Consider the following 15,174-nt stretch of genomic DNA (forward strand, 5'->3'; position numbering starts at 1 on the left):
GAAGTGAACAATGAAGATTACATTAGTAAGAATGTAAGATAGCCTGCCAGCTATGAGTCATTACCTCCACGTCGGCATCGCTAGGGGCGAGATTGCCATACCGCGTGCGGTTATAGATATCAGTAAGCAGCACAAGCTCGGCTGTGTTCCTCGGAAAGTATATATACAATCGTTGCTGAAACTCGCGAGGTGTCTCATGGTAATACCGAGCACAGCCACGGTGAAAGGCGAGTAAGAGCAACTCTCGGTAAATTTCACGGATACTACGCGTGGCATGAGGGCCACTTAGCGCCTCATGCCACATAGGGAAGCCAGGGCTCTTTGAGATCAAAATTGCCTTCCGGATGAAGAGCCAGCGCCAGATTGCATTGAGTAGCGCTCGCGCCTGTCTGACAAACAAGTCCCAGGACCAGATGGTCACGTGATATTCTTCAATGACAGCATTCCCCCATCGTTCGCGCGTCGCATAGCGTATCCAGGCCCGGTTCGTCAATAGGTAGCCAATAAGCATTGCCAGCAGGACAATCCCCCCTACCCTCCAGAGTACCGGAACCGAAGCTAATCCAAGGAATGATGGGTCCAAGTGCTTTGTGCCTGGCGTTGCCGGATTCATATCTGGCTGCGCCGAAGTTTGCGCATTTTGCCCAACCTCGAGCAACTGCCGCCAGAGGGACAGGAGTGGTTCTAGCATTGTGCGCAGCCATATCGGCGTCATCAGCGCGACAATGAGCAGAGCTATCAGGAGCAGAAAAAAACCAAGGAGCACGACCCCAAGCCCCAGTGAGCGCTCCTGCTCTGCCACACTCCCCAGCAATCCAAACGCATAATCGTGCTCGCGGCGCTTCTCCATGACCAGAGCCAGGGCGTGAGCCAGGAGGCCCAGAGTGAGAAGGGCGGGAATATCCAACAGCAACACGTTATCCACATCATAGCGGCTTACTAGAGCTCGAAGCAGCAAGGCTACAAGAAGCAGACCCACGCCAATTTTCAGGGTCTGAGCGACCTCTCCCGCCTCTCTCCTGCGGCGCACCAACCAGAGTGCTCGCACACCGAAAAAGCTTGCCAGGATAAAGATAAATAAAAGCTGGGCAAGACGCGCGGGTACCATTTGCAGATCGTTGAGCAGAGCCATCAGCCAGCGCGTATCCAGCAAAGACGCGGATGTGGTATAGAAGCTCACCCAGATTGTGACCAGCACTAGCGCGCAAAAAGAGAGGCCCAGCACGATACTGGCAAAGAGTCGCTGCCGCTCAAATAAAAAAGGCAGACGACGTAACCACCTCCCAGGTAAGAAACCAGCGAGCGCGCCTCGCGCCTGCACCAGAAGCAGCATCAGGCAGGAAAGCAGAAAGAGCCACCAGAAGGGAACAACGTGCTCCGCACCGGCAAAAGAAGACATGCTCGCCATGCCCTTCAGGACCGCCAGTACGATGCAGGCATCCAACAGAGCCAGCAAATAAGGCAACACTCTCTCACCCAGACTTGCGGTGCGCTCTACATTAGAGGATCGCGTCATCCAGGCAGCGCGACGTCGTCTGAAGCCAAGCGACATCCGGTCATTATGAGGAGCCATTACAGGTGTCTTCATGGGGCACCCCTTAACGCGGGTAATGAAAACCGATAGCCTCGCACTATCACATCTTGCGATAAAAGTATTGGCCAACGCCGCCTGAGCGGCGGCGAGCTTCGCCGCCACATAGTTCCATTTCAGGCTGAGTTTGTGTTGCGCGACGTCTGAGCATTCCAGGCGGTTGCGCTCAGGCAAATGAATGGCTTGCTATGTTGGAGCAGGGCATTAAATAGAATAATATATCTATATTCTACGTGTTCACAGGGTAGAATATCACAAAAATAAACAAACGTAAGCTTTCTACAAAAAAGAGCTGGGGCGCATATAAAAATATGCGCCCCAGCTTCAATAACTAACAAGAGGAGTCTAGCGCGGGCTCAGACGCTCGGCAAGGTACTTCAAACTCAGAGGATAGCGATACTCAATCGCGGAATGCGTACCATCGAAAAGCTCAAAGAAGATGTCTTTCACGCCAATCTTCTCCAACTCACGCTTGAAGGCTTCAGCCCCTAGATCCAGGTAGAACTGATCCCGGTTGCCAGCATCAATGTAAATGGCCTTGAGCGAACGTAACCCCTCGGCATGCGCGGGTACCATACGCACCGGGTCCCAGCGTAGCCAACGCTCCCAGATCTCAGGCCTTAACTCGCCAGTTCTCGTATCGTAGGGAAGTTGAACCGTTCCATCTTCGTCCGTCGAGTAGCACGCAGCCATGCACCAGTCGTTGATTAAGGGCATATCACTCGCCTTACTCATGGCGGGACGACTGCGGAAATCCTCCCAGAACTTCTCAAACGAGCCATTATAGTGATCGCGCAAGGCACGCACAGAGGCAGGGAATTCCAACAGATAGCAGGTCTCGAAGAGCGCGTCACCAGCATGGGTCGCCAGTCCGCCCCAGAGGTCAGGGCGCAGCATAGGCGTAATCATCGCGCCATAGCCCCCACTGGACTTGCCAGCAATGCCCCGGTGCTCGCGCTGCGGCAGAGTACGGTAGTGAGCATCAACCCAGGGTACAATCTCGTCACAGAGATAGGTATGATAGCGCCCGGTTCCAGGCGAGTCTACAAACTGACTCCCGCCATATGTGGTCCAGCAATCAACCCAGACAACAATGCAAGGGGAGCCTCTTTGCGAGCGAAGAGCTCATCGGCAAGTTCGGGAAAATTCTTGCGGAAAGCCGTACGGTTGCGCCACATATCAAGCTGGCCTGTCATACCCTGAATCTGATAGATTGTGGGATAGCGCCGCTCAGGCTCATCATCATAGCCCGGTGGTAGATAGACCCAGAGTGGGCGCGCGGATGGATCACCCAGGGGATTGTTCTTCAGGACGTCGCTCTGAAAGACATGCTCTTCAAAGCGTCCGCTCATCTGTGTAGACCAGGGATGCATAAAATAACCTCTTTCTCCAAGCTGACTCGTCACGAATGAGGTGGCGTATGAACGCCACCTCTCGTTATTATATGCGATCCCAGGAGAAGACAGTTTTAGCTGGCAGGTTGAATGCGTACCACATCACAACCAATATGGCCCTCTTCACAGACCAGGGCTATCCCACCGCCATTCAAGGGAGAATTTTCATCCAGCACATCAAAGATTAGCTCGCTATCGATGAAAGCCTGGATGCGATCACCTACGACTTGCAAGCTGAACTGGTAAGACTTCTCAAGCTCCCACACATGAGCCGCCTCACTGAGCACCTGCTCACCATCCAGCACCTTGAGCAACTGCACCTGCCCGGTATTGGTCAACAGCAACGCATAATAACGACGTAATCCCTGCACACGGGCCGCGATCCCAAAAGCGCGCGCCAGATGGGGTTTAATAGTCGCGCTCACGCGATAGTCTTGCCACTCGCGCCCACCCTGACTTACCATGCCTCTTCCAGCATTCTGGATCAGGCGGAACGACTCAGGCCAGAACCCCTCAAACTGATCCACAGCATTCACCCAGGCACGCAAACGCATTTCGCTATTGCCGCGTGTACCTGTAAGAGTTGTATCAGGCACACCGTCCCAACCGAGAGAATCCAGGTAGAGACGGCCCTCTTGCCCAGGCTCTACGTCAAGTGCGAAGCCAACCTCAACGATAGGTGCGCCCTGTGTATCGGGAATACGCCATGCGCAGGTTTGCTCCTCGCCTGCGCGAAACAGAGAAGCAGGGCCCAGGATAGTATCCAGGTTGTTCTCGTCATTGTATATATGAACAAAGGTCCGCACGCTCACAGATGTCGCATTCTTAGAATCGGCAATCAGGCGCGCGGTCAGCAGTTGACCAGCGTACAGTGTAGGCGAGGCATATAGGCCATAGTCGGGCATCTGACGCGCGGATGGTGGAATAAATGTGGGTGTGCCCACCAGAGTTGGCTGGCTGACTCCACGATACGCAATGGCGAGGCAGCGCTGCCCCTCAATAGTCGGATGCGACTCGTTCTGAAGCACAACACTCCCATCCTGCTCATCAACCTGGAAGCCCTGCACAGAACCTGGGAACGAGAAGTGGAAGCGCGCACCATCCTTTGGTTGAGCAAAAGACTGACCAGCCAACGCATATCCAATGCTAACAACGTGATACGCCTCATTAACGGCATCTGTAATCGCGCGTCCACCATCGGCGGTTGGCATATAGAGCCGATCCGCGATAGGTCCTCTCCAATCGGGCCCACCCTCCAAACCTCGCAAGCCATTCTTGATCCCAAGCAGACAACCGACATTCCCAGAATTACAATCAGTATCCCAACCACAAGTATTGACGATCATCAGTGACTTGTGTACATCATCCTCTCCATAAAGCAGAGCAAGGATAATCAGAGCATGATTGGGGATAACATGGCAGTTACCACCATAGCGCTCATAGCCATAGCGCTCCACGATCCGTTCGCGGGTGACACGCCAATCAGGCTCCTCCCGATGCCAGGCGCGGATATCCTCGATCAACCGCGCCACCAGGGAATCACTCGGAATCACCGAGAGGCCAACGTCAAGTAGCTTCTGCATATCAGATTCTACGAAGGCAGCAGCCTCCATCGCCGCGATTACCTGGGCGGCATAGACGGCCTCTCCATCATGGCTAACACTTCCTGCTCTCCACGCGAGTTCCGCCGCCTGGACTGGATTACTCGGCGAGACCATGCCCCAGCCATCGATAAAGATTTGCGCGCCGATCTGTTCAGCGACAATCTGCCCATTCAGGGCAATGGATCCACTTTGTGGCGCGGGAATGCCTGCCTTCAGGCGCAGATAGGCGGTATGCTCAGTCGAATTGCCCATCCCACCCCACCAGAGGATCGTACGCTGCTCAATGATATAGTTCAGCCATGTCTGCCCAATCTGGGCAGGGGTCAGGTCCAGAGTATTGCCATAATCGGGCAACGCGCGCAAAAAAGTAAAAGTGCCAGTAAGGTCATCATCGGTCACAACCAGCGGCACGCCCAATTTCTCATGCACATAATCGCGGATCTCGCCAAGCTCGCTCATGATGCGCTCATAGGTCCAGCCCTCGAAAGGACGACCAAGGTAGACACCAATCAATTTGCCAAGCACTCCAGCATACACACGCTCAACATAATCTTCAGGAAAGCTGTATGCAGACATGTAAAATATACTCTCTAGTCTCGTAAATACTCTCTGGCTCCAAGTCAGGAGTAGAAAAATCAAGATATAAATAAAAGAAGTTCATCTGCCTGGTACGAATAGCGCCGCGCACCACTCACATGTAAAGGCTATCACCCATTTCCAACTCATACAAACCCATGAATGCACTTCTGCTCCGAGTATATCACCGAAAACGCGTGGCTAGCATACGGATCAGATGACCTCCAGACTTTCTAAATGCCGTGATGACTACCAAGAATAAACCGCTCGCCAGCCTGCTAGCTGACGAGCGGTTTGCCATAAAGGATAGCCTTATAAACCGACGGTACCACCTACCAAAGCGCACCAGGTAGCGGTTCCAACCGCGCCATCGGCATTAAGCTTATAGTGGCTCTGGAAGCGCTTCACGACACCATGCGTTAGAGGCCCAAACGCACCATCGACACTGGTAGCATAGCCCTTCGAATCCAACTGCGTCTGAGCGGCACGTACCGCGCCACCTGTACTTCCATAGACCGTTGCTTTGACAAGGGCCACCCATGTGCGCGGACCAAGTACACCATCGGCACGCAAGCCTTTCGCAGCCTGGAACTGCCTCATGGTCTGGGTAGTATGAGAGCCAAAATGACCATCAGCAGAGAGGCTAGCATACCCATGATCTTGTAGCAAGAACTGCGCCGACTTGACATTCTCACCGCTGGTTCCCTCTTCGAGCGTAGGCCAGGAATAGGAGGGGAGAGACTGACCCAGGCCCGCCGCAACCTGACTACGCAACGCGGGTAAGCGCCCATAGAAAGCTGTACCCGGACATTCGGTGCTATAGAAGTCACGATGTCCATAGATAGAGGTAGCAGTCAGGCCATATTGTCGGCAAATATAGATACACAGACTCACCAGCGAGTTCCAGAGCGCGGTCGGGGGAAGTAATGAAGTGTAGGTTCCCTCATCCTCGATACCAATCGAGGATGAATTGAGCACAGGGCAATGGGTACCATATACAAACCTTGTCCCATCTAATAACGTCTCCAAACTTCGATGGCGCCCCTCCATGATGTAGCCACCACGGCTGACGGTAAAATGTTGACCGGTATCGATCCAGCCATTGTTAAAATGAGCTTGCTGGATGCTGCGCGACAACTGGTAGGCATGAGCCAATGAAGTGTCATATGAGTTAGAGGTCGCGGTATGGTGGACAAGGATCTTGGTAGGCCTGCGGTAAAGTATCTCGACCGCCTCATGAGCTAACTTAGCTCCCCATTTGGCAGTACCCGCGATAGTAGGCGTAAGAGATGGGGCTGCATGGGCAGGTGAGGATGCTAGAATAAGCTCAAGGCCACCCAGGCCCGCAACACCCAACGCGCCAGCCCCAAGCTTGATGACATTGCGGCGATTCAAAATAGACCTGTGTTGGTCGGATTGCTCCTGAGATCTCTGCTGATCACACATAACGAACTCCTTCATTCGCATACTTCAATACACTTAGCAATCCACTCGCTCACATGGAGCCCACCCAGATGCCCCATTCTGAGGGGTATCTAAACACTGTTCTAAATCCGAACACTGTTTAATCTGGGAAGTTACAGCAATGACGAGTGATTGAGACAGCAAGCCAGGCGCAAAGAGCAGAGAATTTTCGCCAGTGGCGTCGCTCTCTTTGGGCCCAGTCAGAAAAGGCTGAGAGAAGAAGAGAATGTAGAGTGTGCGAAAGGAGGAGAACTTCTATCGATGTTCACAAATATAGCATTGGTTACCAGTCAGGGTAGTGATGCCATCTCCGCGTCGTCGCAAAGGACTAATGTCTGCTCCTGCGCACGTGCCTTCCCTCTCAAGCAGCCTGTGGAGTCCCTTCCGACCTCATTTAAGCAGAGCATACATTATCATCTATCTATATAGCAAGCCTATGAACGCAAATGGAGTACTATATGACCATCCCTGGAACATGGCCTTTCAAGCCTACTCTAAGGCAAGTTCAAATAAAGCACGCACAGAGTTCCATCACTACGCAAAGCATTTCAAAGATACCCATAAAATCCTGATAACTGCTACGCAAGTGGCCCCTTTCCAACGATCCATCTATGCCGCTGCATTCTAGTAGCATAGGCTTACAGCTCATTGAAACAGTTTCTCGGAAGTATGATTACCGCTGGTCCTTTATGAAATGCACTTTTTGCAAAAGGCGAGACTTGATATCGCTTAGAGTCCGCATTTCAACATCTATAGAATGAAGCTTATGCGTATAGATTGCAAGCACATTATCTCCACATTCAGGGAATGTGGGATCTACCTCCCCCCATATGTTTAACCCTTTACAGCTCACAATACGTCCGATTTCATCTGTATTGAGTCCCATTTCCAAATACATGCGAATAGCCCTGATCTGCTCAACAATACTCCCATCGTAATCGCGATATCCATTCTCCAAACGGCGTGCTTTAATCAACCCACGCGCCTCATAATAGCGAAGCGAACGTACACTCGTCCCTGTCAGGCGAGCCAACTCACTGATCTGCAATTTGATGTCCTTTCTTGCGCATAACCACCATCACTTGACTGTAACACTAATGTCATAGTTTATATTCACCGATAGAAGGCATAACTTCCCAGAGAGATGACATAGGACCCTTATTGCAAGTCTTCTTGAGTAGATACAAATGAAAGGTTTCTTATAATGAGCAGCTTATCCACGAAAGCATGGGCATTTCTTAAAGAAAAGCATTTCGCAATCCTCAGCACCATCAACAGGGACGGTAGTCCGCAATTAACAACAATGTGGTATATTCTCGACGATGATGGCTCTATCGTCATGAATACTCAGATACATCTTCAAAAAGCAAAGAATATCCACCGTGACTCTCGTATCGCCATCTGCGTTCAGGATGGCCCACGTTATGTGACTATTCGAGGAGCAGTTGCCATTATTGACGATCAGATTCATATTCAGCAAGATCTTAGAAACCTGATAGACCGCTATATCGAGGGCGAGATAAATAAGCAGCAATACTATAAAACCTTTACAGGACAGCAGCGTATCTCACTACGCCTGGCAAGCGAGAAAGTCACTGAATATCTCGCATAATAACGTCAATAAGCGTAAACAGCGATATCTAATAGATATCGCTGTTTACGCTTATTGACAAAGATGAAGGATAGCGTTACACGATAGGCAGCCTGGTACGCGATAGCTTGAAGGTAACTTCGTCCTGCTCGCGAGACCACGCATACCAGAGATAGAGGGAAGCCGCGATGGGCTGGAAGACATCCCAAATGACGTCGGCATCATCTCTGCTAAGCGCAAAGGACTTTAATATCTCAGTGGAGGGAATGTGGGAGAGCGTCGCGCACGACAGCACATCATCACCAGTCATCGCTACGATATGCCCGCCGAGCGCGACGACGTGTAGGGCAAGGTGCTCCATGACAACATGCGCGCCAAACCCTTGCAGATCTTTCCATCTAGGTGCAAGAGTATTGCCTACGGATGCAATGAATGGAAGTGGCGAGCATCCCTGCTCTTTAAAGTAGACAATCGATGCCAGCAAAAAGGCCAGTGCCTGATCTTGAGCCTGGTAACGGATTTGATCAAGCGTAAATGGATGCTCGCTCACTTCACTTCCTCTATCTACTCTATGCTCATCGACGCGCACGCGCTCCCTGTGGTACTGGCTCTCTCACTGGCTCTAGAGCAAACTTATTATTCTTGAAATCAATGACGATCGTATCTCCATCGCGAATGGTGCCATCAAGAATATCACGGGCAACACGGTTCTCAATCTCACGCTGAATGACGCGCTTGAGCGGACGTGCCCCAAAGTCTGGCTCATAGCCCTGCTCAGCCAGTTGTTCGCGCGCGGCATCAGTGAGTTGCAAGGTGATGTGCCGCTCTTCCAGGCGTGGGCGCAGGCGGTCTAGCTGAATATTCACGATGCCCTTCATCTGGTCGCGCGTGATGGGATGGAAGACGATGATCTCATCAATACGATTGATAAACTCCGGTCGCAGCCCCTCTTCCCGCAGGCGTTGGCGCACCTGGCGCTGTACCTCATCTTCATCCATGCCCTCAAGCTCATGAAGCCAGCCTGTGCCCACATTGCTCGTCATAATGATGACGGTATTCTTGAAATCGACCGTGCGCCCCTGCCCATCTGTCAGGCGACCATCGTCGAGTAATTGCAGTAGAACATTGAAGACCTCGGGCGCGGCCTTCTCAATTTCGTCGAAGAGTACGACGCTATAAGGGCGACGGCGTACAGCCTCGGTTAACTGTCCACCTTCTTCATAGCCAACATAGCCTGGAGGAGCACCGATCAGCCGCGAGACGCTATGCTTCTCCATGTACTCTGACATGTCTATACGAATGATGGCATGTTCATCATCGAAGAGGAAATCAGCAAGAGCACGCGCAAGCTCAGTCTTACCGACGCCGGTTGGCCCCAGGAAGAGAAAACTCGCCAGGGGACGATTGGGATCCTGAAGCCCTGCACGCGCGCGACGGACCGCATCAGAAACAGCCTGTAAGGCCTGATCCTGTCCCACGACACGCTTGTGCAGACGCTTCTCCATACCAACAAGCTTCTGAATCTCGGCCTCCATGAGTTTTGAGACAGGAATATGCGTCCAGTTGGAGACAATCTCAGCGATGTCTTCTGCGTCAACTTCTTCTTTGAGCATACGCCCACCCTGGATGCTGGTAAGCTTCGACTCCATCTCGCGAAGCTTCTGCTCCAGCTTCGGAATTCTCCCATGCCTCAGCTCAGCCGCTTTAGCGAAGTCATATTCGCGCTCGGCTCTCTCCAGTTCAACCTGCGCCTGCTCTAACTCCTTCTGCGAGCGACGCATGGTTTCGACCGGCTCGCGCTCACGCTCCAAGGCCTGCTTCATGGTGTTCAATTGCGCTTGCTGGCTAGCAATCTCTTGCTCAACCTTCGCTCGGCGCTCCTGGCTAGCGGCGTCAGTCTCCTTTTTGAGCGCTTCTTGCTCGATCTGGAGCTGCCGAATACGCCGATCCAGGGCATCAACCTCGCTGGGTGTACTATCCAGTTCTACGCGCTTACGACTGGCGGCCTCATCAATCAGGTCAATTGCTTTGTCTGGTAGGAAGCGGTCGGTAATATAACGCTTGGAGAGCACCGCAGCCGCTACCAGGGCGCTATCAGTAATACGCACACCGTGATGAGCCTCGTATCGCTGCTTGAGGCCACGCAAGATGCTAATTGCATCCTCGACAGATGGCTCTTCAACCATGATAGGCTGGAAACGGCGTTCCAGAGCAGCATCCTTCTCGATGTACTTACGATACTCATTGAGTGTCGTAGAACCAATACAGTGCAGTTCGCCACGCGCGAGCATTGGCTTGAGCATATTGGAGGCATCCATCGCACCTTCCGCCGCCCCTGCACCAACGAGCGTATGGAGTTCATCGATAAAGAGAATGATATTGCCCTCTGAACTTGTCACCTCTTTCAGTACAGCCTTCAGGCGCTCCTCAAATTCGCCTCGATACTTCGCGCCAGCCACAAGTGAGCTCAGGTCTAGCGTAACAATCTGTTTGCCAGCCAGGGTCTTTGGCACATCGCCACGCACGATTCGTTGAGCCAAGCCCTCAACAATGGCGGTCTTACCAACGCCCGGCTCTCCGATCAAGACCGGATTGTTCTTTGTCCGGCGACTAAGGACCTGGATAACACGCCTGATCTCTTCGTCGCGACCAATCACAGGGTCGAGCTTACCTTGCTCAGCCAGCAGCGAGAGATTACGACCATACTTCTCTAGCGCCTGATACTTACCTTCGGGATTAGGGTCGGTAACACGTTGCGCGCCACGAATAGAAGTGAGGGCTTGTAGCACATTGTCACGCGTGAGGCCCATAGTCTTCAGCACGCGTGGCACAGCGCCTTCACTCACGTTAAACAGAGCCAACAGCAGATGCTCGACACTCAGATACTCGTCATGGAAGGTATGCATCTCGCTCCAGGCATCTTCCAGCACTTTGCGCAGACGTGGTGAGATACCGGGTTCGCTGCCTCCATACACTCTGGGCATACGCTCAATCGCGTCATTGATGGCATGCCGCGCCGCCACGAGCTGCCCCCCACCCTTCTCAATCACCTGCTGCACAACCCCATCATCCTGCGCAAGCAATGCGGACAGCAAGTGCTCAGGCTCGACCTGTCCATTATTGTGTGACCGGGCGACCTGGGCGGCATTGCTGATTGCTTCACGCGCCTTTTCCGTGAATTGTTCTATATTCATAATGCACGATCTCTCCTATTCACACGTCGGGACTCTCACGTGTTGTTGATATTACAATCAATGTGAGCTAATCACCTGAGAGTAAGCCTCTGGCAGATGCAGAGATGAGAGCCCGGCTCCTCTCCTCGTCCAATTCTTTGTGTACGGATTCCAGGCGTTGCAGGAGGTGCAAAATCACTTCAACACCAGCCAGATTAATGCCCAACTCCTGCTGTAAGCGACGAATACGCCTCAGTTGAAAGACATCTTCTTCACTGTAACTCCGCTCCTGATTTGGCTCTCCACCTTCGATGAGGCCAGAAGCTTGCAAGAGGTGTAATGCTTGAATGCTTAGGCAACACGCATTCGCGGCCTCTGCCTCGCTATACGAGATCGGGGCGCGGTATTGCTGAAACACAATCCGGGTCACGGTTGGCTTCTCCATAGCTAGCTTCCTCCCTTTACGCCTGCGGCCTGATCAACATTACCAATAGAATGGGCAAAGGCCTCAAAGAGACGATGCTGCTCCGGATCAAGATGCTTTGGCAGCTTGAGGTGAGCTTCAGCAAACAAATCGCCTCGTCTCTCAGGATGGCCTAACGTAGGCATACCTTTTCCCTGCAACCTGAAGGCTGTTCCTTCTTCGGTCCCTTCAGGGATACGCAATAAGAGGCGGCGACCATTGGGCAGTGATACCTGCGCTTCGCCTCCAAGCATAGCCGTTGTCAGAGGTACATCCACACGCGTGCGCAGCGTTGTTCCCTCACGCGTAAAGCGTGTATCAGGTGCCATATGTACGCGCAAATAGAGGTCGCCTCTCCCCGCCGAGCTCTGCTGTCCCTGACCCGCGATACGGATACGCGAGCCTTCATCCACACCTGGGGGAATCTTGATCTCCAGGCGACGCATGCCGCCTCCGGGAGTGGATAACTCGACAACACGCGAAACCCCCTGGTATGACTCCGCAACAGTCACATCAATACTGGCTTCAACATCCTGTTTAGGTGGAGAGTAAGCACCGCGATGGGTGCGACCTGCCGTTCGCCCCTGAGTCGCCCCGCCATAGCCCGAACCAAAGTAGGTCTCGAAGAAATCTGAGAAGGGAGATGCCCCACCAAAGAGATCATTAAGATCGGCTTCATTTACTGTGCGGTACTGCGCGCGCCTTCCCCCGCCAGCCTGCTCATACCCAGGCCAGCTTCCATATTGCTGACGATATTGATCCATTTCATCGTAGCGCTTACGCTTTTCTGGATCAGACAGCACTTCATTAGCCTCGTTGATCTCCTTAAACTTCTCCTCGGCTGACTTATCACCCGGATTAACATCTGGATGATACTTACGCGCCAGCTTACGGAAAGCTTTTTGAATATCCTTCTGGCTCGCTTGCTTGTCTACCCCCAGAACTTTGTAGTAATCCTTATAATCAACGGCCATGAGAGCACTCTCCCCGAACCATACTTAGCACTTCACTATTCCTGGCTACCATCTTATGATCCAGGCTCCAGGAAGGTGCCCCAATAAAGTCTGGAACACCTTCCAACTTGAAGCCCAAAGTTTAGCTAGATCTCACGATATTCGCCCTCGACGGTTCCAGGCTCATCTTTAGAACCAGGGGTAGGGCCGGAAGTTGGGCCGCCACTACCTGCGGCTTGAGGCTGGCTGGCAACCTCCTGCTGTAAGCGCTGGACGATACTTTCCAATTCACTAGCGGAACTACGTATCTGTGAGAGATCATTAGCCGCCAGCGCATCGCGGACGGCCTTGATCTTGCTTTCCGCCTCACTCCGTGTCTCAGGAGAGACATTTGTACCCGCGTCCTGCAAGGTGCGTTCTGCCTGGTAAGCAACACTATCGGCGCGGTTGCGTGCCTCAATCTCCTCACGACGCTGATGATCTTCCTGCGCATGGGCATCCGCCTCGCGCACCATTCTATCCACATCATCCTTGGTGAGGCCACTGGACGCCGTAATGGTAATCTTTTGTTCACGCCCAGTCGCCTTATCGCGAGCGGTGACGTTGAGAATACCGTTCGCGTCAATATCGAAAATGACTTCGATCTGTGGCATGCCACGCGGCGCGGGTGCGATACCTTCAAGCCGGAAATGACCCAGGCTCTTATTATCGCGAGCCAGTTCGCGCTCACCCTGCAAGACATGCACATCTACAGCAGACTGGTTATCTTCCGCCGTACTAAAGGTTTCGCTCTTACGCGTTGGAATGGTGGTATTACGCTCGATCAGCTTTGTGGTGACGCCACCCAATGTCTCAATACCCAGCGACAGAGGAGTAACATCCAATAGCAGCACATCCTTTACCTCACCACCCAAAACGCCAGCCTGAATAGCAGCACCAATCGCTACAACCTCGTCGGGGTTGACGCCCTTGTGCGGATCTTTGCCAAAGATCTTCCGCACGAACTCTACCACTGCAGGCATACGCGTCTGCCCGCCAACCAGAACATCTTCGTTTACCTCGCTGGCTTTCACATTGGCATCTTCGAGCGCCTTTATAACAGGGCCACGCGTCCGCTCAATAAGATCGCCAACTAATTGATCTAGTTTAGCTCGCGTCAACGTCATCACAAGGTGCTTCGGCCCGCTGGCATCTGCCGTAATGAAAGGCAGGTTTATTTCAGTCTGCATCGACGTCGACAATTCAATTTTGGCTCGTTCCGCCGCTTCCTTTAAACGTTGCACAGCCATCCGGTCATTACGAAGATCGATACCCTGGTCTTTGCGAAACTCGTCGGCGAGCCAGTCAACAATACGCTGGTCAAAGTCATCGCCTCCCAGGTGAGTATCACCATTAGTAGCTTTGACCTCAATGACACCATCGCCCAATTGTAAGACAGAGATATCGAAAGTGCCACCACCCAGATCATACACGCCTATCATTTCATCGTGCTTCTTTTCCAACCCATATGCCAGCGAGGCGGCGGTTGGCTCATTGATGATACGCAAGACCTCAAGACCAGCGATAGTGCCCGCGTCCTTCGTCGCCTGGCGTTGTGCATCGTTGAAGTAAGCGGGTACGGTAATCACAGCCTGAGTGATTTTTTCTCCTAGCTTGTCTTCCGCGTCAACCCTCATCTTTTGCAGGATCATCGCCGAGATTTCCGGCGGGCTATATTCGCGCCCCGCCATGACAACACGCACATCGCCATTCTCGGCACGTGTGATCTTATATGGCACTGTCTTGATGGTACGCTGAACCTCTGGATCATCGAACTTGCGCCCCATCAGGCGCTTGATTGAGAAAACGGTATTCTCAGGGTTCGTGACAGCCTGGCGCTTCGCCACCTGCCCAACCAGGCGCTCACCACCTTTGGTAATAGCCACAACTGAGGGAGTAGTTCGGGACCCTTCTCTGTTCTCTATGACTGTTGGCTCACCAGCCTCAATAACCGACATCACCGAATTGGTCGTCCCCAGGTCAATGCCAAGAATTTTTGCCATTGGTACCTCGCTTATACCGCGCTACGTTCACAACTTCTCTCGACAAGAAGCTTGAGCAAGCATGCCACTTACCCATGTGAACCATCAAGCGTAACCCATGCTACGAAAAACATGAGCACATCAACGCTCACGACGTTGGCTTAAGTAGAAACTCTATGAAAAGAGCTATGAATGATAGAGCCACGATCCCTCTTTTATTATTCGCTTGACCACAAAACCTGACGCCAGTTTCCGTTCTCATACACATAGTTAATAATGATGAACGCCAATATGGGTCACAAATGGTTATAGTAAGCGCTACTCCATCCATCTTCAGCTTATGA

The 15,174-nt window shown here is 52.4% G+C and carries 10 protein-coding genes and 1 pseudogene; 1 reads left to right on the forward strand and 10 read right to left on the reverse strand.

Annotated elements, in window-relative coordinates; translation table 11 throughout:
- Positions 1–22: 22 nt before the first annotated feature.
- The 5 genes and pseudogenes from K3T82_RS02505 to K3T82_RS02530 form a co-directional block, all read right to left on the reverse strand.
- Positions 23–1,588 carry a DUF4129 domain-containing protein gene (locus K3T82_RS02505; RefSeq protein WP_220191921.1) on the reverse strand — a complete coding sequence of 522 codons (1,566 nt, stop codon included), beginning with the start codon at positions 1,586–1,588 and terminating at the stop codon, positions 23–25.
- Positions 1,589–1,936: 348 nt separating this feature from the next.
- Positions 1,937–2,964 (reverse strand): annotated as a pseudogene (locus K3T82_RS02510) (alpha/beta hydrolase).
- 95 nt (positions 2,965–3,059) lie between these two features.
- The gene (locus tag K3T82_RS02520) at positions 3,060–5,165 is read right to left on the reverse strand and encodes an ADP-ribosylglycohydrolase family protein (protein WP_220191923.1); all 2,106 of its coding nucleotides are present in this window, start codon (positions 5,163–5,165) and stop codon (positions 3,060–3,062) included.
- 312 nt (positions 5,166–5,477) lie between these two features.
- The gene (locus K3T82_RS02525; protein WP_220191924.1) at positions 5,478–6,611 is read right to left on the reverse strand and encodes a peptidoglycan recognition protein family protein; all 1,134 of its coding nucleotides are present in this window, start codon (positions 6,609–6,611) and stop codon (positions 5,478–5,480) included.
- Positions 6,612–7,302: 691 nt separating this feature from the next.
- Positions 7,303–7,677: a MerR family transcriptional regulator gene (locus K3T82_RS02530; RefSeq protein WP_220191925.1), complete on the reverse strand. Its 375-nt coding sequence runs from the start codon at positions 7,675–7,677 to the stop codon at positions 7,303–7,305.
- Positions 7,678–7,833: 156 nt separating this feature from the next.
- Between K3T82_RS02530 and K3T82_RS02535 the strand changes: the two genes are divergently transcribed.
- Positions 7,834–8,241 (forward strand): pyridoxamine 5'-phosphate oxidase family protein, encoded by a 408-nt coding sequence (locus tag K3T82_RS02535; protein WP_220191926.1) that lies wholly within the window; start codon positions 7,834–7,836, stop codon positions 8,239–8,241.
- Between the two features lie 76 nt (positions 8,242–8,317).
- Here K3T82_RS02535 and K3T82_RS02540 read toward each other — a convergent pair whose 3' ends face one another.
- From K3T82_RS02540 to dnaK, 5 genes are all read right to left on the reverse strand, one after another.
- Positions 8,318–8,770 carry a hypothetical protein gene (locus K3T82_RS02540; RefSeq protein WP_220191927.1) on the reverse strand — a complete coding sequence of 151 codons (453 nt, stop codon included), beginning with the start codon at positions 8,768–8,770 and terminating at the stop codon, positions 8,318–8,320.
- Positions 8,771–8,795: 25 nt separating this feature from the next.
- Entirely contained in the window at positions 8,796–11,414 is a 2,619-nt protein-coding gene (clpB, locus tag K3T82_RS02545; RefSeq protein ID WP_220191928.1) for an ATP-dependent chaperone ClpB, read from the reverse strand.
- Between the two features lie 67 nt (positions 11,415–11,481).
- Positions 11,482–11,838 carry a chaperone modulator CbpM gene (locus K3T82_RS02550; protein ID WP_220191929.1) on the reverse strand — a complete coding sequence of 119 codons (357 nt, stop codon included), beginning with the start codon at positions 11,836–11,838 and terminating at the stop codon, positions 11,482–11,484.
- A 2-nt stretch (positions 11,839–11,840) separates the two neighbouring features.
- Positions 11,841–12,830 (reverse strand): DnaJ C-terminal domain-containing protein, encoded by a 990-nt coding sequence (locus K3T82_RS02555; protein WP_220191930.1) that lies wholly within the window; start codon positions 12,828–12,830, stop codon positions 11,841–11,843.
- A 125-nt stretch (positions 12,831–12,955) separates the two neighbouring features.
- Positions 12,956–14,851 (reverse strand): molecular chaperone DnaK, encoded by a 1,896-nt coding sequence (gene dnaK / locus K3T82_RS02560; protein ID WP_220191931.1) that lies wholly within the window; start codon positions 14,849–14,851, stop codon positions 12,956–12,958.
- Positions 14,852–15,174: the final 323 nt, after the last annotated feature.

Origin of the sequence: Ktedonospora formicarum, from assembly GCF_016587355.1 — a bacterium.
GTDB lineage: Bacteria > Chloroflexota > Ktedonobacteria > Ktedonobacterales > Ktedonobacteraceae > Ktedonobacter > Ktedonobacter formicarum.